Here is a 22,988-nt window from a genome sequence, read left to right as displayed (position 1 = left end):
AACAGCATCTCAAAAGCAGCATCTCTACTTTTGAGATGCTGTTTTCTATTCACTTATGCCAACTCGGCAATGAGGAAATTGCGGATCTAACAGTTCCTCATAAATAAAATGAGCGGTGTCACCCGTGGATATCTTTTTCCCATCTAAGGGAAGGACGTTTTTTTCAACGCGGTAGTGCGCTGTAATATTTCCATCAGGTAAGTAAGTAGGGCATACAATCGTCCAAAGAAGATTACTTTCTTTCAAGGTCAAAAACCCTTTTAGGTGATCTTCAGCAGCTCTTGTAAGCTTACGCTTTGATTCACTAGACTGAAATCGATATAGTGAAGGTTCTGTTCGAGATTGTAAGATTCCTGCGGTGCCAACAGTAATAATTCGCTCAATACTATGCCTGGTCATTACTTTTATAATTACAGGCATGCTTTCTGAAATGACGTTAGCTCCATCGGTACTAAGTGTACTAATGACAGCATTCTGTCCCTGAAACAAACAATCCAATACTTTTTCTTCACGAGCGTCGCCTTCAATTACCTTCAAGTTAGTATGTGAAATAGGCATGCGGTGCACATTCCGAACTAAAGCTGTTACCTTGTGATTGTTTTCCAATAATAGTTCAATAAGCTGTTGACCAACGCGTCCCGTTGCACCTAATAAAGCAATATCCAAATTGTATCTCTCCTTTATGTAAACATACGAAGGGCATGAATCTTTCTTTCATAGAATATAATAAAGCAGTTTCTAGAAATAGCCAAATAAAATCGGTTTGTCATAGCAGTTGACATTCATTTTCAAATAGAAAGGTTTCTGATATGATATATTTGTACTATTTTGCACTAAAGGGTAAACGCAATGATGTAGTATAAAATTTTATTATTTTTTTAGGAGAGTGAATGACCTTTGGTAGACCTACCCCTGAGTCAAATTATTTTGTTGGCAGTTCTTATCTTATTATCAGCTTTCTTTTCATCTGCTGAAACAGCTTTTTCAAGTGTAAATAAAATACGCCTGAAAAACTATGCTGATGAAAAAAGAAGAGGAAGCAAAAAAGCGCTGTTGATTACTGAAAACTTTGACCAAGCGTTATCCACCATTTTAATTGGAAATAACATTGTAAACATTGCTGCATCTTCTATTTCAGCGAAGGTAGCAATTGATTTATTCGGCGGTAATTCAGCGCTTGTCATTAGTACAGTAGTTATGACCATCTTAATTTTAATTTTTGGTGAAGTATTACCTAAATCATTAGCAAAAGAGCATGCAGAAAGCTTTACATTGATGATATCCGGTATTTTATACTTTTTAATTAAAGTACTAACACCAATCTCTTATCTTTTTGTTTTGCTGAAGTCTGGTGTGTCAAAGCTATTCACAGGTAAAGAATATAGCCCTTCAGTTACTGAAGAAGAAATTAAAGTAATGGTTGACCTGAGTGAAGAGGAAGGCGTTATTGATAATCAAGAAAAAGAGCTTGTTCATCGTTCGTTAGAGTTTAATGAAATTGTTGTTGGACAAATTCTTAAACCAAGAATCGATATGGTAGCGATAGAGGTCAATCAGCCGATTGATGAAATAAAAGAAATCTTTTTAGAAGAACGATATTCGCGAATTCCAGTTTATGAAGATAATATTGACAATATTATTGGAATTTTATCAGAACGTGATTTTTTAACATATTTAGTTCAAGAAAAAGAAGTAAATCTTCGTGAATTAGTACGTGAGCCAATGTTTGTGGTCGAATCAATGAAAATTTCTGTTTTACTACCTGAATTACAGAAGAACAAAGTACATATGGCAATCGTTGTAGATGAATTTGGTGGTACTTCAGGTCTGGTGACTCTTGAAGATATTTTAGAAGAAATTGTAGGAGAAATTTGGGATGAGCACGATGAAGCTGTTCGCTATGTGGATCAAATTAGTGAAACAGAGTTTGAATTTAATACGGAAATCCCCCTTGATGATTTCTTAAAATATGTTGAGGTGCCGGCACCAGAAAGTTCGTATCATACCCTTGGTGGCTGGATTTTTGAACAATTTGAACGGGTTCCTGTTGCAGGAGATTTCTTTAGTTATGAAGGCGTAACGTTTACAATTAAAGAGGTTGAAAATCGTCGTATTCGTAAAGTCAACGTTCAAGTTCAGTCAGCGTCAAATAATGAAGTGGAAATAGCAGACTAGAAATCGTATCTTGTCTATTGTAAAAATAAAAAGCACCTCAACAGTTGTTGAGGTGCTATAGCCATGTTATAAAATTGTGTAAATATTAGTACTTGCCGCCACCTAATTGTTGCTCAGCTAATTGTACTAAGCGCTTAGTGATTTCTCCACCAACAGATCCGTTTGCGCGAGCTGTTGTGTCTGGCCCTAAGTTTACGCCAAATTCACTTGCGATTTCGAATTTCATTTGATCGATAGCAGCTTGAGCTCCAGGTGCTACTAACTTGTTTGATGAATTGCTGTTTGATGCTTTTTGGTAGTTTGCCATGTTTATTCATCTCCTCGTTAGATAAAATAATAGTAGTATGGTTGGGCTAGCTGGAATTGAACCAGCGTCGATAAGTTTAGCAAGAAACTTATCTGCCTACCTCGGCGTAGCCCAGTAGTAAATGCTTGCTTTGTTGTTACTAGTAGTATGACAAAGCACTTAAAAGTTTATACATCAGAAAATATTAGTAATTATTGGTAATTTAAATGGAGATCAGTAGAGTAGAAATAGTGGAGTTGCACATATTATGTATATCTTATCGAAGTAAAGAAGGGGTAAGGAAATGATGCATATATGTGAGCTTTGCAATGGGCTGTCCACTTTATCTGAATATTGTAAGGTATGTGGCTATGAGTTAAGCGATATGGGAAAGATTAGCGACTATTTCGATGATTACAGCGCGTATATGGAAATTGATGAATTAAAGCTTGAAAACGGCATTTCAAATGATTATGTGCAGCATATTTGCACACACTTTTTCTATTGTCAGAGATGTCAGCACGAAGAGATTAAGTTCATTAAAGAATAAAAAAAGAGAAGAGGGAACTCTTCTCTTTTTTATTCTTATTCTTTTTCTGCACGAATGCGGCTTTCTGTTTCTGCATCAAAGAAGTGAGATTTATTTAAGTCTAATGCTAAAGTAAGCTTTTGTTGAGCTTTTACTTCAGAACGAGCGTCTACGCGAGCGACAAAGTCTTGTCCGCCAATTTTAGCATACACCATTGTTTCAGCTCCCATTAGCTCTGAAACATCCACATTAACGGTTACTTTTGTGCCAGCTGAAGCTTCAATGAAGACAGGCTCATCATGAAAATCTTCAGGACGGATACCTAGAATTACTTCTTTATTTACATAGCCTTGGTCACGTAATACTTTCATTTTCCCTTCTGGAACTGCAAGAACAGAATCACCCACCGTAATCTTACCATCAGACAGGTTTCCTTTTAAGAAGTTCATAGCAGGTGAACCAATAAATCCGCCTACGAATACATTTTCTGGCTTTTCGTATACTTCTTTAGGCGTTCCAACTTGTTGAATGATACCGTCTTTCATAACAACTAAGCGGCTAGCCATTGTCATTGCTTCCGTTTGGTCATGCGTAACGTAAATTGTTGTTGTACCTAATCGTTGGTGCAACTTAGCAATTTCGGAGCGCATTTGCACACGAAGCTTTGCATCTAAGTTTGATAGTGGCTCATCCATTAGGAATACTTTTGCGTCACGAACGATTGCACGTCCTAATGCTACACGCTGACGCTGCCCCCCTGATAAAGCTTTTGGTTTGCGGTCTAGATATTGCTCTAACCCAAGAATGCGCGCAGCATCTTTTACACGACGATCAATTTCATCTTTTGGAAGCTTACGAAGCTTTAATCCAAACGCCATGTTGTCATATACAGTCATATGAGGATATAACGCATAGTTTTGGAATACCATCGCAATATCACGGTCTTTTGGCGCAACGTCATTCACGCGCTTATCGTCGATATAGAAATCACCTTGTGAAATTTCTTCTAAGCCTGCTACCATTCGTAGAGTTGTTGATTTACCGCAACCAGATGGTCCAACGAAGACGATAAACTCTTTGTCTTCAATGTGAAGGTTAAAATCTTTTACAGCCGTTACGTTTTTATCATAAATTTTATAAATATGCTCTAATTTTAATTCAGCCATTTTTTATTCTCCCCCTTGAGTATGTACCTTTGTTATTTTGAAACCGCTTTCTGTATAAACAGTGTACGATGAATAAGAAAACCGGTAAATGGCAGATGTGCACAAAAAAATGAAAAGGTTTTCGTGCATGTTTACGAAAACCTTTTCATTTTATTAATTCAGCGACTCGGCTGCTAATATGGCAAGGTAGGCTGAAACAGCTCCTTGAAAGTTTTTAATATCTAGATCGGTTCGGTCAATAAACTTATCGATGCGATACTGCAGACTGTTGCGATGCATATATAGTTTCTTTGCCGCAAGCGATACGTTAAGATTGCATTCTAAATAACATTTAACAGTGTTAAGTAAAGTCTCGTCATCTTTTATTAACGATAAAATAGTATTCATTTGTTCCTTGGCAGCGGGAGACATCTCTTTAATCAACCAATATGGGAGCGTTGTTGAAAGCTTAATCACTTTTTCTTTTTCAAACACTTTTTGAACTTGTTCAAACCAGCTTTTTTCCATGTGAAAAGCATGAGAGGGTGAAAAAGGAAAAGAGTGAAGTTGGCCTTCAAAAAATTGCATATCACTTTCAAAATCATGTGATAAAATCGTTACGCTATCCTGTAAATCTCTTGTTAACTCTGATGAATCCACTACTTTTTCAATAATTACACCGCTTTGTAAGTTGTCCCATAAGATTGTAATGGGAGTCGCATACATGGATGAAAGAGCATCTTCAAACTCTGTGCGCTGTTCAAACAAACGTTTAATTGAAAAATAAGTAAAACGAATCAGCTTGAATTTATCCAATTTATTTATTACTGTAGGCTTATCTTCGAATAGTAGCTGATACCAATACGATTGTTCCGCTGAGAGCGTGGCGGTCATTGGTTCGTAAGGAATAAGAAATGCTGAGAGTAGAGCAAGTTCTTTCTCAGAAAGCGCGTCTTGCTCGATTCCAATAAAATGATATTCATCGCTTCGAAACCATTTGTATCGGTGGAATTGGTAGGGAACATCTGAATATAGTAGTTTATTGCCAAAGATGTTTTTTAGCTGCTCCATCATGAAACTCCTTTCTACTCTTTACTTTTAACTAGTCTTGATAGACGTGAAATAACATTAGTTCATGAATAAGAGAAATGACTTCTTCCCGATTAATGTTTGGAGATAGTGGGTGTTTAAACTGAATTTCACCGGTTTTTAAATAGTCTGCTTCGTAATAAGTACCACTCACATAAAAGGAGATGAACCATCCCGGCATTTCTTTTTGTTGATACAAAGGCTTGATTCGGAAATGTGTAACCATAAAAAATCCCCTTTCTCATTTTCACCGCTTTTTAATAAGCTTATCATGAGAAGAGGAAATGGAAAGCAATTATTTTAAAAATTCGTTAATTTATAAAATAACCTTATTAGATGCTTGATACCAACGGATCGGATGTGAGGTTCATCAAAGACCATTGGCTTGGCGTTGATTTCAAAGATGTAATAATCACCGGCTTTTGTTCTTCCAATATCAAGTGAAAATTCTCCAACAAATTGAAAGTGCTGATGAAGTTGCTGACCACATGCATCTACTAGAGATGTTAAAAAAGAATGGTCTATATCATAAGAGAGCTCTTCAATAGATTTAATAATTCCCCCATTTAATGTGTGAGTGGTTACGGTTTGACGCTCGCTTTGTCTCACTCCAATTCCACTGATAATGTATCGTTTTTTTAAGCGATTAGCCAATATGCGGAGGTCATAGCGCATGTCTTGAAGAGTATCGGTGTCAATCGTTTCTTGAACAAGATAAGAGCGGGTAGGGATAGGCACATGTTCAAGAGAAGGGTAGGTCTTTTTTTGATGAGAACTTTCATATTGAATGCTTCCATCCTGATGAGATGTTAAGGTGAAAATTCCTTTCCCTTTGCTACCGTGAATTGGTTTTAAGTACACTTTTTGATGGTTTTTAAGCATCGTACGTACATCTTCAAGCGATAAAAGTAGTCGAGTATCAGGAAGGTGCTTTTGTATAGTGGGGTTTTTTGATAATAGCTCATATGTCTCCCACTTGGAAAAAAAGCTGGTGTTAAAGAGTGGAATACGAAGCAGCTTGCTTTGAAACATTAACGTTTTAAGTTTTTTATGCTCAGTAAAGCGGTTTGGAAAGCGATTATAGATAAAATCTGGAAGAGGAAACGTAGCGTGGCACCACTGATCGCTTATTTCCTCAAAATAACTTCCATATACGTAATGTTTGTGAAACTGTTCAGGAGAAAATAAAACAAGTATGCCTCCAGTTTGTTGTAAAGCTTGATGAATTTCTTTAAAGAGAAGGTGTTGCTTCTGGTTCAGGGTGTTTAAAACAGCGTTGCTCGTAATAATTCCAATTATAGGACCTGCTTTACTTCCTCTAGTTCGCAAGCGAAAGGAAGCTTTAGTAGGATCAAGCTTAACCGGAAGCTCAACATCTTGTGTACCCCATACATAGGAGGAATGTAATTCTTGGTGGTACCAAGTATCGTCTGTTTCACTATAATAAACGGTAATCATGGAAGTGAAGCCTCAAGAGATAAAATAGCTTGCTTTGACAAGAAAATGGCGTATTCTAACGCAAGCTTTCTTGTATATTGATCTTCTTTTCGTAGAGATGGATGTGAAAAAATAGATCGACCTGGCTTGGAGTTGGCTTCAAACATCCATATGTTTCCTCTCGTATCAACCCCGAAGTCGAATCCAATTTCACCAATAAGTCCGTCCACCTGATGATCTAATGATAAGCTGATGAGCAGAGCCGTACTTTCCAATAGATTTTGTATTTTCTTTCTTGTTTCTGGATTCGTAAAAACGCGCTGTAAGGGTTCGATTTCCCCTCCATTTGTCATGTGTGTCGTGACCGTTTCTCCACCACTTATTTTTGCTGCAACAGCAGATAGTTCCCATTGATTGTTTAAGTTTTTATTCGTATGAACTCGGAAATCGACAATTCGGTTATCTTTTTTTAACAGTGGAATGGCTTGCTGTGCAATATAGTGCTCTCTCTCATTTGTTTTAAATACCTCATCAACTAAGATGGCTAGCGAAGCATGTGTTTTTTTTATTAAGCTTTCTTCTTTAAAGCAAAGCTGATAAACGTTCTGACCAGAACAATAGGAAAGCGTATAAATACCACGGCCTAAACTTCCATTTTTGGGCTTCAAATAGATTGAACCGTAGTTTTCTACCATTCGAGACAACTGATCTAAGCTTGGCGCATCAATGGTGTACGGTAAGAACCCTTTAACTGCTTCATCCTTTTGTAGAAGGGTATGAACCGTCCACTTGTTAAAGAAGTTAGGGTTAAAGAGCGGAATTTGATATTCATCAGCTAATTTTTCTTTAATCATTTTAAAGGCATCAAGGCTTTCTGTTTTTCGATTGGGTAATCGATTATAAATGACATTTGGAAGAGGAACTTCTCGTTGCTCCCAGCCGCTTGATGTATAAAAATAACCTAAGATTGTGCCAGAATCCCACTTAATATGATGAATGCCAAATAAAAAAGGAATGCCTCCAGTCATTGAAGCTGTAGACAAAAGCTTAGCAAACAGTAAAGAGCGTTTTCCAATTGGACGTAGCAAAGAGCCTGTAAACCCTGCGGATAATACGCCGATTAATGGACCGATATAGATGCTATGCTCATCGGTATAGATATGAACATCATGATGAGTCGAAAGATGTAATAAATCCAGCAGGTTTTGTGAAATTTTGATTTCATTCACAGCTTCAGGGGCTTCATAAATCTGACAAGTAGAAGAAAACGTACCGAAATAAATAGTATCTAATTTATGATGATAAAGAGAGGATGGTACATACAGTACATCCTCTTGTTCCGGTAACACCTTTAATTGAAAAAGTAAGTTAGTCATTCTTCTACTCCTTATGCTGAGATGAAGGTAAAGTAGCCAAATATGAGCAATAGGCCATCACATTTTCATACATCTCTTCAGTGGATTCTGGAGTGGTTTCAATAATTGTTTTTCTTCCAGGTTTTGAATTTAAATCAAGCAGCCAAATGCTATAGTCTCTAGAAATACAAATATCTAAGCCAAGTTCAAAAAGAGAGGGAAGCTGAGCTTCTAGTGCAAGCGGTATTCGGTTACATAAGCTGCTTATTTCATCTGCGATAAATGTAGCTTTATGAGGAGGAAGTCGCTTCATCAACTCCTCAAATGGTGAAATAGAAGCACCGTAGCTAATATTTGTAATAAATGAGTCTTCTTTTCCTTTTCGAACGCCTCTTCCAATTTCGTGCCAATTTCCTCTCTTATCTTTTTGTAATAAAACGCGCACATCAAGAGGAGAGTATTGAAGCGATAAGAGCGGAATGAAAGGCTGAGCAAGATACGTTCCATTTTGCATAATGTTAAACAGCCAAGCATGAAAATCTGCTAGCTGTGTGAACTGCTTTGTTTGAAGACCTTTTTTGGAATAAAAGGATGCTTCAATAATTCGAAAGCGTTGAACAAGCTTAACAATTCCTTTTCCTTGTGCACCCGCAATAGGTTTTAGAATAATGGCATCGTGTAAGCGTAACAGCTGCGTTACTTGCTCTTCAGCCGTAATTTTCGTTGTTGAAGGAAGATAAGGAGAAATATTATCATCTTTTATGAGCTCTGTATAAACATCCCATTTATTCGGTAGCCCGTATCCAAGGAACGTAATCGTTGGATTTTGTTTCAGCCAGTTGACAATGGGTATAGCTTTTTTAGAGAGGGAATCTCCGCGATAAAAGCAGCGATCATAAATAAACATAGGAAGAGAGAATGTATCATATTGCCATTCGTTTGTTTCTGAATTATATTTATAGCCCGTAATTTTCTGTGATACCGGCTGAAGTTGAAAGGGCGTAAATCGATAAAAATCAATATTGTACGCAGCCGCATACTTTGCAAGGTTGGTTGCATATTCTACTTCCTGCTCGGGATGAATGGTAATAAAACCTAATGAAATCATAAGAAAGACCTCCTCATCTTAATGAAAACGTGTAATAAAAAGGCAATAATTCATAAGTGCTTTAGTGGATGGACGAATCGTTTGAGAGGCTTCGTCACTTTGTTTAGAAGGCTTTGTATTTACTTCGATAATCCAAGGCTGCCCGTTAGCATCGATAGCTAAGTCAATGCCAAACTCGGCATAAGTTTCATCTTGGAATGGTAAGTTAACACAAATTTCAAGCGCAATCTCTTTTAATAAAGCGATGATATGTTTAGCGGTATGTTCATCATATAATGAAGTGAGTATATGTTTTGGTGAATAAATTTCCCCTCCTCGTGCAACGTTTGAGACAAAGAATCCTTTTTGTGAAACTCGTGTTACAATCGATGTTACGTTCCATTTTGCATGAGACTGTTTGTGACAAAGAATACGAAAGTCAAAGGGGCACCCCTTATACGTTTGAAGGTTAATTCCTTCTTGGATGATAAACCCTTGTTTTTTTAACGTGTGAAAGAGAGTTTCAAATATGTCATGCGGGGAATCGTATTCTTTTTTAAACTCATGGCCAACCGTAGTATAATCAAGTTGATATTGAGCGTCGACTTGTGCGATTTTAAAAATGTGTTTACCTTGGCTACCGTGTATAGGTTTTAGAAAAATGGTTTGGTAGGATGACAGTGCATCTAATAGATCTTGCTTAGACCGCAGTTGATACGTATCCGGTAAATAGGTGTTTAAGTGGACTGTTTGCGACAAGCGTTCAAACACCTTCCACTTGTTTAAGTAATGAGCGTTAAAAAAGGGAATTTCATTGTCCATTGCTTGAATAGTAAGTTCTTGAAACTTAACCGTATTCTCCGTTTTTCGATTGTGGATTCGGTTATGAATGACATTTGGCAGAGGTACATCTTGAAGTATCCAAGAATTACGTTGGAACGTATAACCTTTTTTCGTTCCTTTCAGTAAGTCATCCAGTGTACTCACATAAAAGAAGCAGTTTTCCGAATCGCTAAGAGAGGCAAACTCTTCACAGAAAGTTGTTATACTGCCAAAAAGATCTAGCGAAGACTTAATTTCCGTGACGACACAAATAACTGGACCAATTAATAGTTCATCCTTAGATGGAGAAGAAAATCGCAAAACGATTTCATCTTCAAATAGTCCCCATTCTTGTAAAAGAGTTTTACAACACATAATACAGTAATCAGAGCTTTTAAATGGTATAATACTCACTTCTTTGTGCATACGACCGAATGTGATGGTAATATGAGTATCACAGCTAAGTTTTTGGCAAAGTCCATGACTCATGTAAACCTGATTTTTACCCAGCTTTGACTGAGATGCTTTAATCGTTACGCATGGAGGGTTCATAAATACGTCCTCATTTTTGATTTTATAGGCGAATGCTGATATATCCTATGACTTGCAAAGAGAATATGTGAGAGAATTTGTAACAGAAAGGTCGAAGAAAATAATGGAACAGTTTATTACAATTATTATTATGGCTGTTATTGGGGCAGTCATCGGTGGTGTTACGAACCACTTAGCTATTAAAATGTTGTTTCATCCATACGAAGCCAAGTATATATTTGGGAAAAGGATTCCATTTACTCCTGGACTTATCCCAAAAAGACGAGATGAACTTGCTGTTCAGCTTGGAAAAACGGTGGTTGATCACTTATTAACACCGGAAAGCTTAAAAAGAAAGTTAAAAGATCCAGCCTTTCATCAAATCTTGTTAGGAATGGCAAATGACGGGCTTAAAAAGGTATTTACAACGAAGCAAACGTTAACTGAACTGCTTGATGCTATCGGGATTAAAGACGCTCAAGATAAGACAAATAAGGCTATTCGTAAGCTTGTAGAAAAGAAGTATATTGAATTTATGATGAGCAAATCAGGTCAATCGCTTTCTTCTTTATTAAGTAAGGGTACAAAGCAAAAGGTCGAGCAAGTTATTCCTGTTATCGCCAAACAAATTTGTGAAAAAGCGGTTGATTATTTTGAAAGCGAAGAGGGGAAACAGCGCTTAGAACGTATGATTGATGACTTTTTAATGAAAAAGGGAATGCTTGGAAACATGATTCAAATGTTTCTTGGAAATGCAAAGGTCATTGATAAGGTTCAACCAGAGATTATTAAATTCTTCAAGCATGAAGGAACGAGTGAATTATTTGAAAGTCTAATTGAAAAAGAGTGGAAGAAGCTGCAAGAAAAGACGGTAGATGAGGCAGAAGCGTTTATCGGAAGAGAGACAGTATTAGAGGGTATTCAGAATATTGTTGATCGTACTGTATCGGTAGAAAGCTTATTTGAAAAGCCTGTTTCTGAGCTTGTAGCACCTGCTCATTCGTATGTGCAAAAGGTTGTGCCAGTCGCTGTTGAAAAAGCAGGTGATTTTTTAGTAGGGCGCATTGATTCATTAATGAGCCAGCTCAAGTTAGAAGATATTGTTCGTGAACAGGTAGAGTCGTTTTCAGTCGAGCGCATTGAGGAATTAATTTTAGGGATTTCAAAGCGCGAATTTAAGATGATCACGTATCTAGGAGCTTTACTTGGAGGGATAATTGGAGTGGTTCAAGGCATTATTGCTCTGTTTCTTGTCTAGATATTGACCAAACGAAAGAAAGAATGGGCTTACTCCTTATTTGGGGTTTTACTTTATTTGATGGATTTTGAGAAATAAAGGTCTTAAGCTGAATTTCTCGCCATAATTTGTTATAGTAGTTGGGAAGATGATTATAGTAAAAAAATTTAGGAGGACGTTTATATGTCTGTAAACTTGTACGATGTAGCAAATGAATTAGAAAGAGCCATTCGTCAAAGCGACGATTATACAAACCTAAAAAGCTTGTATGCGGCTGTAAACAATGACGAAGGTTCAAAGCAATTATTTGAGCGCTTTCGTACATTACAAATGGAATTACAGCAAAAGCAAATGACGGGTCAAGAAATCACGGAGGAAGAAGTTCAACGAGCACAGCAAACAGTAGCGATCGTTCAACAAGATGAAAATATCGCGAAGTTAATGGAAGCTGAGCAACGTATGAGCATGGTAATTGGTGAATTAAACAAAATTATCATGAAGCCATTAGAAGAGTTATACGCTGAATAATAGCTTAAGTGATAAAAGCGGTTAGGACTAATTTTAGTTCTAGTCGCTTTTTTTGTACAGAAGGAACACATGCAAAAAGGGCAATTTCTACTCCGGATTGTTTGGTCTCCACGAGACGGGCACTGAATCTTCTTGTCACTACGTTCCCGAGAGACCTTGAGCAGCCTCGCTATTCCTGCAGGAGTCATACATCTTTCATTTTAATTATGGATTTCTGTCATAGGAGAAGTCCTCACTATCTCTATGCCTGATTATGTCCGCGCTTAAATTTCAAAAAAATAACAGTAACTTATTTACAAATAAATACATATGTTATATAGTTAGTTACATAAGTAACTAACCAAAGAACTTAGAAGGTGGTCGTATGGATTTTAAATTAAGAGAGGATCTGCCGATTTTCCAGCAGATTGCAGAGCAGGTTGAAACCAGTATATTGGATGGATCCATTCAAGAAGGTGACCGTGTTCCTTCTACGAATGAGTTTGCCAAGTACTATCAAATTAATCCAGCCACTGCTGCTAAAGGAGTTAATCAGCTTGTTGACCAAGAAATTTTGTTTAAGAAGAGGGGCGTAGGGATGTTTGTAGCAGATGGAGCTAGGAGTATTATTTTAGAAAAAAGAAAAAAGGCATTTTTTGATCAATACATCGTCCCCTTAAAGCAAGAAGCTGAAAAGCTAGGAATCCAGCTTGAGGAACTACAGTCTTTATTAAAGAGGGAGGAATAAGGTTGAATATTGCGGTTGAACACGTTACAAAAACGTTTGGGGAGAAAACGGCTTTAAGTAATTTAAGTTTACAGCTGGAAGCTAATAAAATTTATGGTTTGCTGGGAAGGAACGGAGCAGGAAAAACCACGCTTATGCAGATGCTAGCAGGACACATCACACCAACTGATGGTCAGGTGAAAGTTGAGGGGCTATCACCTTTTGAAAATCGTGAGGTTTTGAAGAATATTTGTTTCATTAGTGAGAATAACAACTTTAAAAAAAAGCTTAAAATTAAAGATGTCTTAAAAGTGGCATCTCTTGTTTATCCAAACTGGTCACAAGATATTGCGAATGATTTATTAACACGTTTTAATCTTGAAGGGAAAATGAGTACTAAAGGCTTATCAAAAGGAATGGAATCTGCTTTAGGCATCACGATTGGTTTAGCTAGTCAAGCACCGCTTACCATCTTTGACGAGCCATATATTGGATTAGATGCGTCAGCACGCTATTTGTTTTACGATTTGATTTTGGAAGCGTACGAGGAGAAACCTCGAACAATTATTTTATCTACACATTTAATTGATGAAGTAAGTAATTTATTTGAAGAAGTAGTGGTTATTCAAAAAGGCAAGAAGCTGCTGCATGAAACAGCGGAAAATATGATGAATAAAGCTCTTCATATTAGCGGGAAAGAAGAAGTAGTTGATGCTTTTATTAAAAACCAGAACGTGATTTATGAATCGACTCTTGTAGGGAAAAAATCTGCTGTGTTATATGGTGAATCCCATAATCCTAGTGAAGTACGTGAGCATGGTTTAACGATTGAATCTATTAACGTTCAACAATTAATGGTTTATCTCACAGAAGAGAAAAGGAGTGGAAAGCTTTATGTTTAAAGATATACAAGCAATGCTATATTATTTATTTCTTGACCACCGCTCGTCGATTTTAATCTTTTGGAGCATCTTTATTGGGAGTATCTTGGCTATTTTAACAATTACGATGGCTGCTGATACTTCTGTTATGGTCGTGTCACCGAGCTTACCGATTCTTATTTTCTGTGGAATTGCAGGATTTGTAATGGTAAAAGAGTCGCTGCCTTTTTGTATTAAAATGGGCATGACTCGAAAAAGCTTTTTAACAAGCGCTTTTTTATTTAACATGTTGTTAGCGATTGGAATATCTATTATTCAGGCTTTTGTAAATGAACTATTTCGTCTGGTCGTTGATATCACATCTACACAAGTTAAAATTTTTAGTACTATTGAAGCTACTACTATGAATCCTACTTGGTACAACCAACTTTTATTTGACTCCATTCTTTGTTTCTTCTTGTTATCAGCGGGGCTTTTATTAGGAAGCATCTTTTACCGCACAGGCTTAATTGGAGGGGCAATTGCTATTGCTTTTTTATTTGGACTGCTTTTATTTTCAACTACAAGAGACTGGCTTGTTGAACTGTTTGTCACAATAAACGATTCGTTTCAAGTCACCCCTAACCTCGGTATAATATTGGTACTGGCTGTTTTAACGGTTATACCGACATGGCTATTGCTCAGAAAAGCATCAACAATCTCGTATAACGTACGATAAAATCACATTTTAATCCCTTCTAATTACTGTCATATGCTCATATAACTAATTATCAAGTTTTTTTAAAATAAATACCAACGTTCTAACGTGGTAATAATCTGAGAGACATCTGAGAAGGAAGGGATTTAACAATGACATATCGATTACTAGCGTTAAATATTGATGGTACCATTTTAAATAGTCAAGGTCGTGTGACAAAAGAAACGAAAGAAGCAATTCAGTTCGTTAAAAATAAAGGCGTCTATGTTACGCTCGTAACGAATCGCCACTTTCCATCTGCTCGAAAAATTGCAAGGGGTTTGAAAATTCATCCAACAATGCTCATTACACACAGTGGTGGATTTATTGCTTCTTCGGTTGATAAACCCGTATTAGACCGAAGATTAAGCGAGGAAAAAACGTTTAATCTTATTCAGCTGTTAGAGAACTTTAACTGTCATATTCGAATTTTACATGAACGCTTTTCAATTGGTAATCGTGTAAAGCTTCCAAATAATATCGTTGCTAAAACGATGTTAAAAACAGGAGAGCCGCTCTTTTATCCTGTTCAGTTTGTAGACTCATTGGGAGATACGTTAAGGGATGAGCCAGTATCGACTCCAAAGATAGAAGTGTATTTTGCAGATAAAAGAGAAAAGGAATATGCAGAACAGACCATTGCATCTGCGGTAAAGGATATTGAATGGTTTTCTTATCCTAACGAAAATCGGTGCTACATTACGCCAAAAGGAGCGAATAAAGCATCGGGTATTCGCTATGTTGCAAGTCGACTAGGAATTCCAATGGAAGATGTCGTTTCAATCGGCAATTGTTATGATGACGTGGAAATGATTGAGCAAGCCGGTATGGGTGTAGCGATGGGACATTCGCCAACCGATCTTAAAATGCTGGCCGATTGGGTTACAAGGTCAAACAATGAAAACGGAGTGGCATATATGATTAAAGAGCTGTTTAGAAAACAGCAGCGATTAGGTTACTTGAATCAACTTGATGGAACTAAACTAAACTAAGGCATAGAGGCTAGGGCAGAAGTATTTCAGTGAATTATCAATCCGAACTATTGAGAGTTAACAACTCTTTTATAGTTCGGATTTTTTATTGGTTGATAAGCTATTTTAGAGAACTAGTGTCTGAAGCATGATGGAACGGACTGGTTATTATAACCTAAACATCTTAGAAAAGGCATAATCTGTTTTTTAATTCAGCAGCAATTGACCCAGTCATTGATGTTCTGTAAACTGATATAAGCTTATCTATGTTTAAAATTGAAAGGTGATTATCGTGAAAATATATGTTAAAGGTTTAGAAGACGAACGGTTTCTTCGACCGCTTCAGCTCATTTCGGATTTATTCTTTGAAGAGAGCGATGTTTCTTTTATTCCAAATCAAGAAGACTTACAAATTACGTTTACACTAACTGTCAATGAGCAGATTTCAGCACATATTTCTTTAGCGGCTCGAGACGATGATAAAGTATATACTGAAGAACTATCAAAACCAAACTTAATAGGTTTAGCTGAAAAAGAACAGTTTAAGCAAGTGAAAAATGTTGTCCTTCGCGCCTTCTTAGCTGTGCTCCAAGAGTATACGAATATCGTACAAAAGTGGGGAGTTCTAACGGGAATTCGTCCAACAAAGCTTCTTCATATGAAGCTTCAAGCTGGAAAAACAAAAGAGGAAGCTCATCAGGAGTTGAAAGAGCAGTATTTAATTACGGACGATAAAATTCAGCTGATGCAGGATATTGTTGATCGCCAACTAGCTGCTGTTCCGGATCTTCATGAGTTAGCTGACGAAGTTAGTATCTATATTGGCATTCCTTTTTGCCCGACAAAATGCGCATACTGCACGTTTCCTGCCTATGCAATTAACGGGCGTCAAGGTTCGGTAAATTCATTTCTAGGCGGCCTTCACTACGAAATGCGAGAAATTGGAAAATGGTTAAAAGAACACAATATTAAAATTACAACCGTTTATTACGGTGGAGGAACACCGACAAGCATTACTGCTGAAGAAATGGACATGCTGTATGAAGAAATGTATGAATCCTTTCCTGATGTAAAAAACATTCGTGAAATTACGGTGGAAGCAGGTCGTCCTGATACCATTACAGCTGATAAGTTAAAAGTGCTGCAAAAATGGAATATTGACCGCATTAGCGTCAACCCGCAGTCGTATACGCAAGAGACGTTAAAAGCGATCGGACGCCATCATACGGTTGAAGAGACGATTGAAAAATTCCATTTATCTCGTGAAATGAACATGAACAATATTAATATGGATTTGATTATTGGGTTACCAAATGAAGGCGTAACGGAGTTTGCACATACGTTAAAAGAATCAAAGAAGCTGTTGCCTGAATCATTGACGGTTCATACGCTTTCTTTTAAGCGTGCATCTGAAATGACGCAAAATAAGCGTAAATATAAAGTGGCTGATCGTTATGAAATCAGCAAGATGATGGATATGGCAACAGAGTGGACAAAAGAAAATGGCTACAAGCCTTACTATTTGTATCGTCAAAAAAATATTTTAGGTAATCTTGAAAATGTCGGCTATGCATTTCCAGGTCAAGAGAGCATCTATAATATTATGATTATGGAAGAGAAACAGACGATTATTGGATTAGGATGCGGAGCTTCTAGTAAGTTTGTTCATCCAAAGACAGGTGTGATTACGCGCTTTGCTAATCCCAAAGATCCTAAGTCATACAATGATGGGTTTGAGCACTATACAGAAGAAAAAATTAAATTGTTAACTGATTTATTCAATGTTTAATAGAAACTGCCATGTATTTATTCCGAAAATACATGGCAGTTTTTAATTTGCATAAAGAGAAGGAAATATGTCGAAGACGATTGAATATATAATCTGTTGCAAGCGTTTTCTAAAAAAGAGTGAGGTGCTGTCCAATGATGAATGTACAATTAACGATTCCTTCAATGATGGAGCGAGCGGAGACGTTTTTTAAGAAAAAGCAGGTTGTTTCAAGATCCACAAAAGGGATGGAGCGTTTTACCTATGAGGAAACGGGAAAAAGAACGCGGAAATTGTCTTCCATGCTAATAGAGCTGGGAGTAGAACGAGGTGACCGTGTTGGAACGTTTGCTTGGAATCATCATCGCCATTTAGAAGCTTATTTTGCAATTCCAGGAATTGGTGCTGTACTGCACACCATTAATATTCGCTTAGATCCTCAGCAAATCATTTATGTCATTAACCATGCAAAAGATAAAGTACTTTTGATTGATGAGTGCTTTTTACCGCTCTTTGAAAAAATCCACCAAGAACTACCTCACGTAGAAGCCTATATTATTATGTCTGACGAACACTCGCTGCCTGAAAGTAGTGTAAAGCCAATTTATCATTATGAAGAGCTGCTGAAGCGAGGAGACGAAACGTTTGCTTTTCTTTCAGATATTCAAGAAGAAGAGCCCGCAGGAATCTGCTACACTTCCGCTACTACAGGCAAGCCAAAAGGAGTTGTTTATTCACATCGAGGCATTTATTTGCACTGCATGGCACTCGGATTAAGAGATGGTGCAGAGCTGTCTGAAGCTGATATTGCTATGCCGGTAGTTCCGATGTTCCACGTTAATGCATGGGGCTTACCGTTTGCTGCTGTGTGGCTTGGCACAACGCTGGTAATGCCAGGAGCTTTTTTTACTCCGGCTATCTTAGCGGAGATGATTCAAAACGAAAAAGTAACGATTGCAGCTGGAGTACCAACAATATGGTTAGGTTTACTGCAAGAGCTTGAAAAAGGCGAATATGATACCAGTCATGTGCGTGCGTTTTTATGTGGAGGATCTGCGGCACCACCGAGCGTTATTCAACGCTTTGAAGAAAAGTTTAATATTCCCTTTATGCATGCGTACGGTATGACAGAAACCAGTCCGCTTGTCACGATATCTAGGTTAAAGAGCTATCAAGAAGAGAAGTCTGCTCCTGAGAGATTAGCATTAAAGGCTAAGCAGGGGTTCCTTGTTCCTGGAGTTGAAATGAAAGTAATCGGCCAGACCGGAGAAGTAGCTTGGGATGGTAATGAAATGGGGGAGCTCTTGCTCAGAGGGCCTTGGATTGCTTCGGAATACTACGAAGATGAACGTACGAGCGAAGCGTTTAGAGATGGCTGGCTATATACAGGAGACGTGGTTACGGTTGATGAAGAAGGTTTTATTAAAATTGTTGACCGTACAAAAGATTTAATTAAAAGTGGTGGAGAATGGATTTCATCAGTGGACATTGAGAATGCACTGATGGGGCATGAAGGGGTCTTTGAAGCATCAGTTATTGCTGTGCCCCATGAAAAATGGCAGGAACGTCCAGTAGCTTGTGTTGTTTTAAAGGAAGGATATGCAGCACAAGTAACTAAAGAAGATATCATCACCTTCCTTGAGCCACAATTTGCGAAGTGGTGGCTTCCGGATGATGTGATTTTTATGGACGAAATTCCGAAAACAACCGTGGGCAAATTTCTAAAACGAGCACTTCGTGAACAAGTACTAGAACGCTATGAATTGAAAGGGTGAAGGAAGATGACTGTAAATTTAAAAGTTGTTGAATTAGAAGTGAAAGAACGTGTAGCTATTTTATCTTTAAATCGACCAGAATCATTAAATGCGCTCAATGTAGAAGTGCTGCAGCAGCTTGTTCAATGCTTAAAAGAAGTGGAAGAGAGTCAAACTGATATTGTCGTCTTACAGGGGAAAGGAAACGTATTTTCAGCAGGTGGCGATATCAAAATGATGCTAGATCCAAACAGAGCGGATTCGTTTAATAAAGTAATGGATTTAATCAATGAAGTGACGGTAAGGTTATATGCCCTTCCGCAGCTTACCATCAGCGCTATCCACGGAGCAGCAGCTGGCTTAGGGCTTAGCATTGCGCTAGCGAGTGATTATGTGATTGCGCAAAGAGATGCGAAGATTGCTATGAATTTTATTGGAATTGGGCTTATTCCAGATGGAGGAGGCCACTTCTTACTAGCAAAACGTCTCGGTAATCACCGCGCAAAACAGCTTATTTGGCAGGGCGAAACGCTATCAGCAGAAAAAGCGTATGAAATTGGGATAATTGATGAAGTAAAAGAAGGAGATTTGGCGAAGCATGTAGAAGATTATGTTTCATACTGGCTCAAAAAGCCAGCGCTTGCTTTAAAAGAGACGAAACGAATTTTCGTTGAAACGTCAATTGAAGAGCTGAAGACTGTATTACAGTTAGAGAAAAGAAGTCAGTTTAGCATGAGCCAAAGTAATGATCATCAAGAGGGGATTGAAGCATTTTTGGCGAAACGTTTGCCGGTGTTTAATCAGCGTTCAAAAGATATTTCCGAAAATTAAGTGAACTAGTTTAAAAGCAAGTGTTTTTGTCTATCATGTAGATAGAGCATGTTTAAAAAATTAGCATCAGTGGTATCAAAAGATAATAATAGAAATTAATGAGGTGATTGAAAGATGAATAAAACAGATTTAGTAAATGCAGTAGCTTCAAAATCGGAATTAACAAAAGCAGACGCATCAAAAGCAGTAGATGCACTATTAGACACAATTTCTACAACATTAGGTCAAGGTGAAAAAATTCAGCTTATCGGTTTCGGTACATTTGAAGTTCGTGAGCGTGCAGCTCGTACAGGACGCAACCCCCAAACTGGTGAAGAAATGCAAATCCCAGCTTCTAAAGTACCAGCATTTAAAGCAGGTAAAGAATTAAAAGAAGCTGTAAAGTAAATAAAAAAGCGTGGTTTCTTATTAGAAACCACGCTTTTTTATTTTAACGATGAAATAATACAAGTTTCCCGTTAGCCTGTACGCATCGGTGCGTTTTTTCATGGTAATTTAACTCCGTTAATTTGTTCATTCCAATTTCTTTCGCATCCTGTTCACTTGCAGCTTCAAACGTTTCATCCAATAATTTTTCTCCGTCTTTTTCAAAGACTGTTAGCGTATACATTGTCATGAAGACCTCTCCTTTAGAAAATGAATATCCGTTCATTTTATTAAAATTCGAATTTTATATTGAAAATTCCTGCTTCGGTTTACAACTACATAAAATTTCCATACAATGAGTAGTAGGTCTAACTGAGTGATTCTTTCAGCATGTAGCCAAAGTTATACCGGTTAGTAAAAAATGAAATCACGCAAATCCAATTTTGTGAAACGTTTTGCTCATTTCTATTAGTTTGTTTCTTTGGTAAATACAAGATTGTTGTTTCACGAGATAGTTAGAGCATGACTTTATTAAAAGGAGGAGAAACATGTCTCTGTTATTGACGGATGTGTCAAAGCAATACGGCTCATTTACAGCCGTAAACAATTTATCGTTACATATTCCAAAAGGTGAGATATTTGGATTTTTAGGAGCTAATGGTGCAGGAAAAACAACAACGTTTCGAATGGTATTAGGCTTGATTGAACAATCAGCGGGAATTATTACGTGGAATGATGCACCAATTACATACGAAACAAGTAATATCGTGGGTTATTTACCCGAAGAGAGAGGGCTATACCCGAAACTAAAAGTACGAGATCAGCTTGTTTATCTTGGTAAACTAAGAGGGATGAACAAGAATGCTATTTTAACAGAAATGGATTATTGGTTGAAGCGTTTTAACGTACCTGACTATGCGAATAAAAAGGTAGAAGAACTATCAAAAGGAAATCAACAAAAAATTCAGTTCATCGCGTCAGTTATTCACCGTCCAGAACTTCTGATTTTAGATGAACCGTTTAGCGGACTGGATCCGGTGAATGTTGAGCTTCTTAAGTCAGCGGTTATTGACTTAAAAGAGAGAGGAACAACAATCGTCTTTTCAAGCCACCGTATGGAACACGTGGAAGAACTTTGTGAGCATTTATGCATCATGCACCATGGTCGACCTGTTGTACACGGTAAGCTAGGAGACATTAAACGTTCTTTTGGTAAGAAGAATGTTATTGTACATGGAGAAGGTCCATTTGAACGCTTAGAAGCTGTGGATGGAGTTGTCAAAATGAAACAAACGGTTGAAGGTGTTAATCTACAAATTGAGAATGAAGGCGTGTCCCAAGCCATTTTCAAAGAGCTGAATGACTTTTCGTTTGTGCGAAAATTTATTGTAGAAGAGCCTTCTCTAAATGATATTTTCATTGAAAAGGTAGGTGCTTCTTATGAATAAATTTTGGATCATCGTAGCGCATACGTACTTAAACAAGCTTAAGACAAAATCGTTTATCATTACGACTGCCATTACAGTCCTGCTTTTATTAGGAATTACGAACTTAGATACAATTATTAAAGCATTTGATAATGACGAGCAAACGACTGTGGGAGTTCTGAGTGAATCCGAAGAGACGTACAGCGCATTCAAGGAAAATATGAAACTCATTGATGAAGATTTAGCGCTAAAAGAAATTAAGTCGGAGTCAGAAGCGAAGAAACAGGTCAAGGACGAAGAGATTGAAGGGTATATTCAGCTATCAATTAATAGTGAAGAGTTACCACAAGGTGTTTACAAGTCCAATTCTTTAGCAGAATCTGCAGTTGTGACTTCATTACAACAAGGTCTTCAACAAATGAAAGTTGCTTATGCTACTCAGAAAGTTGATTTAGATCCTCAGCAGATTGAAGAGATTTATAGTCCCGTTGCATTTGAAAAAGAAGCGTTAGTGGATAATGCGAAAACAGAGGAAGAGCTGAATCAAGCTAGGGGACTTGTGTACGTCTTACTGTTCGTTATTTATTTCTCCGTTATTATGTACGGCAGCATGATTGCGATGGAAGTTGCGACTGAAAAGTCATCAAGAGTGATGGAAATTCTTGTATCCAGCGTTTCACCCGTAAAGCAAATGTTTGCAAAAATTGCAGGGATCGCGCTGCTAAGCTTGACTCAGTTTACAATTATTGCTGCGGTTGGCTATACGTCTTTACAAGGAAGTTCCAGCGAACTCTCTGAATTCCTAGGATTTTCAGATGTACCGATTCAGACGTTTGTGTATGCTTTCATTTTCTTCATCTTAGGCTATCTCTTATTTGCAACGCTAGCTGCGTTTTTAGGCTCTCTGGTTAGCCGTATTGAAGATGTACAGCAAATGATTACGCCAATGACGCTTGTTATTGTAGCGGCATTTATGATTGCTATGTTCGGTTTAGGAAAGCCTGATGCATCATTTATTACCATCACGTCATTTATTCCGTTTTTTGCGCCGATGATCATGTTTTTACGCGTTGGAATGCTAACAGTGCCTGCATGGGAAATTGCGCTTTCCATTGGCTTACTCGTTGCGACAATCGGCTTGTTAGCTGTGTTTGGTGCTCGAGTTTATCGAGGTGGCGTTTTAATGTACGGAAAATCTTCATCGTTTAAAGATATTAAAAAAGCACTTCAGCTAACAAAGAAAGAATCTATAAAGAAATAACAATAGAAAAGGCATGAGCTCATAGCGTAATGGAGTTCATGCCTTTTTTGTTCGAGTCGTGCATTA

24 protein-coding genes and 1 tRNA gene are annotated in these 22,988 nt (G+C 37.5%); 14 read left to right on the top strand and 11 right to left on the bottom strand.

The genetic code is table 11. The features are described 5' to 3' along the window. Positions 1–45: 45 nt before the first annotated feature. Positions 46–666 (bottom strand): NAD(P)-dependent oxidoreductase, encoded by a 621-nt coding sequence (locus EPL02_RS19590; protein WP_131888535.1) that lies wholly within the window; start codon positions 664–666, stop codon positions 46–48. 231 nt (positions 667–897) lie between these two features. Between EPL02_RS19590 and EPL02_RS19585 the strand changes: the two genes are divergently transcribed. Beyond that, positions 898–2,175, top strand: a complete 1,278-nt coding sequence (locus EPL02_RS19585) for a hemolysin family protein (RefSeq protein WP_131888534.1) — start codon at positions 898–900, stop codon at positions 2,173–2,175. 85 nt (positions 2,176–2,260) lie between these two features. On the opposite strand, the gene EPL02_RS19580 is transcribed toward EPL02_RS19585, so the two are convergent. Continuing rightward, positions 2,261–2,482, bottom strand: coding sequence for an alpha/beta-type small acid-soluble spore protein (locus tag EPL02_RS19580; protein ID WP_025907811.1), 222 nt, complete (start codon positions 2,480–2,482; stop codon positions 2,261–2,263). 38 nt (positions 2,483–2,520) lie between these two features. Then, positions 2,521–2,596 (bottom strand) — tRNA-OTHER (locus EPL02_RS19575). Positions 2,597–2,768: 172 nt separating this feature from the next. Between EPL02_RS19575 and EPL02_RS19570 the strand changes: the two genes are divergently transcribed. Then, a complete protein-coding gene (locus tag EPL02_RS19570) occupies positions 2,769–3,011 on the top strand; it encodes a hypothetical protein (protein WP_094912735.1) in 243 nt (80 codons plus the stop codon). Between the two features lie 35 nt (positions 3,012–3,046). Here the strand turns inward: EPL02_RS19570 and EPL02_RS19565 are convergent, their stop codons facing one another. From EPL02_RS19565 to EPL02_RS19535, 7 genes are all read right to left on the bottom strand, one after another. Further along, the gene (locus EPL02_RS19565; RefSeq protein WP_094912677.1) at positions 3,047–4,156 is read right to left on the bottom strand and encodes an ABC transporter ATP-binding protein; all 1,110 of its coding nucleotides are present in this window, start codon (positions 4,154–4,156) and stop codon (positions 3,047–3,049) included. 153 nt (positions 4,157–4,309) lie between these two features. Beyond that, positions 4,310–5,206, bottom strand: coding sequence for a PucR family transcriptional regulator (locus EPL02_RS19560; RefSeq protein ID WP_094912678.1), 897 nt, complete (start codon positions 5,204–5,206; stop codon positions 4,310–4,312). Positions 5,207–5,237: 31 nt separating this feature from the next. Then, positions 5,238–5,450, bottom strand: coding sequence for a DUF5342 family protein (locus EPL02_RS19555; protein WP_131888533.1), 213 nt, complete (start codon positions 5,448–5,450; stop codon positions 5,238–5,240). Between the two features lie 74 nt (positions 5,451–5,524). Next, the gene (locus tag EPL02_RS19550; RefSeq protein ID WP_131888532.1) at positions 5,525–6,682 is read right to left on the bottom strand and encodes a YheC/YheD family endospore coat-associated protein; all 1,158 of its coding nucleotides are present in this window, start codon (positions 6,680–6,682) and stop codon (positions 5,525–5,527) included. Continuing rightward, positions 6,679–8,037, bottom strand: coding sequence for a YheC/YheD family endospore coat-associated protein (locus EPL02_RS19545; RefSeq protein WP_131888531.1), 1,359 nt, complete (start codon positions 8,035–8,037; stop codon positions 6,679–6,681). The genes EPL02_RS19550 and EPL02_RS19545 overlap by 4 nt, the downstream gene beginning before the upstream one ends. Positions 8,038–8,041: 4 nt before the next feature. After that, positions 8,042–9,124 (bottom strand): YheC/YheD family endospore coat-associated protein, encoded by a 1,083-nt coding sequence (locus tag EPL02_RS19540; RefSeq protein WP_131888530.1) that lies wholly within the window; start codon positions 9,122–9,124, stop codon positions 8,042–8,044. 18 nt (positions 9,125–9,142) lie between these two features. Further along, complete coding sequence (locus tag EPL02_RS19535; RefSeq protein ID WP_131888529.1) at positions 9,143–10,477, bottom strand: YheC/YheD family endospore coat-associated protein; 1,335 nt, start codon at positions 10,475–10,477, stop codon at positions 9,143–9,145. A 103-nt stretch (positions 10,478–10,580) separates the two neighbouring features. On the opposite strand from EPL02_RS19535, the gene EPL02_RS19530 reads away from it, so the two are divergent. The 10 genes from EPL02_RS19530 to EPL02_RS19485 all read left to right on the top strand — a co-directional run bounded on the left by EPL02_RS19530 (position 10,581) and on the right by EPL02_RS19485 (position 20,255). Then, the gene (locus tag EPL02_RS19530) at positions 10,581–11,714 is read left to right on the top strand and encodes a DUF445 domain-containing protein (protein ID WP_131888528.1); all 1,134 of its coding nucleotides are present in this window, start codon (positions 10,581–10,583) and stop codon (positions 11,712–11,714) included. Between the two features lie 162 nt (positions 11,715–11,876). Continuing rightward, on the top strand, positions 11,877–12,221 hold the full coding sequence (locus tag EPL02_RS19525; RefSeq protein ID WP_094912685.1) for a YlbF/YmcA family competence regulator: 345 nt from the start codon (positions 11,877–11,879) through the stop codon (positions 12,219–12,221). Positions 12,222–12,585: 364 nt separating this feature from the next. After that, entirely contained in the window at positions 12,586–12,948 is a 363-nt protein-coding gene (locus tag EPL02_RS19520) for a GntR family transcriptional regulator (RefSeq protein ID WP_094912686.1), read from the top strand. A 2-nt stretch (positions 12,949–12,950) separates the two neighbouring features. After that, positions 12,951–13,829: an ABC transporter ATP-binding protein gene (locus tag EPL02_RS19515; protein WP_131888527.1), complete on the top strand. Its 879-nt coding sequence runs from the start codon at positions 12,951–12,953 to the stop codon at positions 13,827–13,829. After that, positions 13,822–14,526 (top strand): hypothetical protein, encoded by a 705-nt coding sequence (locus EPL02_RS19510; RefSeq protein ID WP_131888526.1) that lies wholly within the window; start codon positions 13,822–13,824, stop codon positions 14,524–14,526. Before EPL02_RS19515 ends, EPL02_RS19510 begins: the two co-directional genes overlap by 8 nt. 131 nt (positions 14,527–14,657) lie before the next feature. Further along, entirely contained in the window at positions 14,658–15,536 is an 879-nt protein-coding gene (locus EPL02_RS19505) for a Cof-type HAD-IIB family hydrolase (RefSeq protein WP_131888525.1), read from the top strand. A gap of 271 nt (positions 15,537–15,807) precedes the next feature. Further along, complete coding sequence (locus EPL02_RS19500; protein WP_131888524.1) at positions 15,808–17,304, top strand: coproporphyrinogen III oxidase; 1,497 nt, start codon at positions 15,808–15,810, stop codon at positions 17,302–17,304. Between the two features lie 134 nt (positions 17,305–17,438). Then, positions 17,439–19,058, top strand: coding sequence for a long-chain fatty acid--CoA ligase (locus EPL02_RS19495; RefSeq protein ID WP_131888523.1), 1,620 nt, complete (start codon positions 17,439–17,441; stop codon positions 19,056–19,058). A gap of 6 nt (positions 19,059–19,064) precedes the next feature. Beyond that, complete coding sequence (locus tag EPL02_RS19490; protein ID WP_131888522.1) at positions 19,065–19,868, top strand: enoyl-CoA hydratase; 804 nt, start codon at positions 19,065–19,067, stop codon at positions 19,866–19,868. 114 nt (positions 19,869–19,982) lie between these two features. Then, entirely contained in the window at positions 19,983–20,255 is a 273-nt protein-coding gene (locus EPL02_RS19485; RefSeq protein ID WP_025907794.1) for an HU family DNA-binding protein, read from the top strand. A gap of 43 nt (positions 20,256–20,298) precedes the next feature. Here EPL02_RS19485 and EPL02_RS19480 read toward each other — a convergent pair whose 3' ends face one another. Continuing rightward, positions 20,299–20,484 (bottom strand): YhzD family protein, encoded by a 186-nt coding sequence (locus EPL02_RS19480; RefSeq protein ID WP_131888521.1) that lies wholly within the window; start codon positions 20,482–20,484, stop codon positions 20,299–20,301. 298 nt (positions 20,485–20,782) lie between these two features. Here EPL02_RS19480 and EPL02_RS19475 point away from each other — a divergent pair, with 298 nt between their 5' ends. Next, a complete protein-coding gene (locus tag EPL02_RS19475) occupies positions 20,783–21,682 on the top strand; it encodes an ABC transporter ATP-binding protein (RefSeq protein ID WP_094912694.1) in 900 nt (299 codons plus the stop codon). Further along, the gene (locus tag EPL02_RS19470; protein ID WP_094912695.1) at positions 21,675–22,922 is read left to right on the top strand and encodes an ABC transporter permease; all 1,248 of its coding nucleotides are present in this window, start codon (positions 21,675–21,677) and stop codon (positions 22,920–22,922) included. The genes EPL02_RS19475 and EPL02_RS19470 overlap by 8 nt, the downstream gene beginning before the upstream one ends. Positions 22,923–22,988 lie beyond the last annotated feature (66 nt).

This window comes from Bacillus sp. CBEL-1 (assembly GCF_004348885.1).
GTDB lineage: Bacteria > Bacillota > Bacilli > Bacillales > Bacillaceae_H > Priestia > Priestia aryabhattai_A.
Note: the sequence above shows the minus strand (reverse complement) of the source record. Positions and strands in the feature narration are given on the sequence as shown.